This is a genomic window from Streptomyces sp. NPDC001941 (assembly GCF_040296945.1).
Taxonomy (GTDB): Bacteria; Actinomycetota; Actinomycetes; order Streptomycetales; family Streptomycetaceae; genus Streptomyces.
Window position 1 is genome coordinate 1 of the sequence record NZ_JBEOYE010000263.1, and the last position, 1,288, is coordinate 1,288.

Annotated in this window: 2 pseudogenes; both read right to left on the bottom strand. The window is 66.1% G+C overall.

Features of this window, described 5'->3' with window-relative positions:
* Positions 1-108: 108 nt before the first annotated feature.
* A pseudogene (locus ABT160_RS47035) lies at positions 109-366 on the bottom strand (transposase); the annotation flags it as partial.
* A gap of 61 nt (positions 367-427) precedes the next feature.
* A pseudogene (locus ABT160_RS47040) lies at positions 428-838 on the bottom strand (ISAzo13-like element transposase-related protein); the annotation flags it as partial.
* Positions 839-1,288: the final 450 nt, after the last annotated feature.

Here is a 1,288-nt window from a genome sequence, read left to right on the forward strand (position 1 = left end):
TCTCACCTATCGAGTTCGAACAGCAGCACCGGGCAGAGCATAGACTCACGCTCGCGGCATGAAACCCCCGTGTCCACACTCCGGGGGACGCCTCACGAGTTCCCATTCCTTCTCGGCCTTGCGCAGCCGGCCGTTCTCCGCCCGCAGCCAGGCCAGCTCCTCATCACGGCCCTCCGCCGGACCCTCATCACGGCCGCCGGCACGGACGGCCTGCTCGTCCGCCTGGCGCACCCAACTGCGCAGCGTCTCACCGGTCACGCCGACATCCGCCGCGACCGCCGCATACGTGCGCTTTCCACCAGCGGCGCGGTACAACGCCACCGCGTCGTTCCTGAACTCCTCCGGATACGGAGACCTACGTCCCACCAGGACACCCTTCCTCGGATCAACAAGATCCATTGCCAGAGTGTCCACACCGCCGGGGGCACCTCATGAGCTCGGCCGCGAGGCTTTTGGTCGACTTCACCGTCCAGCGCAGCGGCGACATAGGATCGCCCCGTTCTTCAAGTTCCACCAGTGCCAGCAGCGCGGGCCGCAGTTCCGAATCAAGATCTGCGGACTTCTTCCGGCCACCACCGGGCCTACGGACCCGGCCCAGGGGTTCCTCGCCGGCCTCCAACTCGTCCACGCCCTTGCGGACCGTCGTCTCGCTGACCTGAGCCGCCCGCGCGACCGCCCGGATACCGCCGTGGCCCAGAACCCGGGCCTCGGCCCCCATCATCAGCCGCCGCTGCCGCTCGTCGAGGCGTGAGAACAACACCGCGAACTTCACGCCGAGTTGACTGCGAACCTCGCAGGACAGGCTGCGGCGGCCTGTCGTAGGGCGCTCCGTTGCCATCGCTGCACCATCGGCGCCTCATCCAGAGCAGCAGGCGTGTCGTGCAGGTGCGTGGGATCGTTGTACATCTCATGGATACAGACGAACATCGCGTGGAGCAGTTCGCCGTGTTACTCGATGCGTACTGGCTTGACACTCCCGCCGTGGTTATTAGCACGGCAGCTGCCCCAGATGATGTTCCGGCCCTTTCGCATGGGGAACCGCCGTGGGTTTGACCCCCTGTCGGGGCCGGGGTCACAGGTCCCGCATCCACTCCCCGGTGGTGCTCAACCGGGTCGGCAATCGACGGGCCTGGCTGGCAGGAAGGGTTCTCCTCGAGGGGGCGGAGCCTGACCCAAGGCCGGGTAGTTAACGCATTTCCGCTGGTGGGAAGGGTTTTGTGCGTCGGATCGTGACGCGGCCAACAGGGTCGCGTTGGTCAGATAGTCCACCAAGACTGCTGATCTTCGA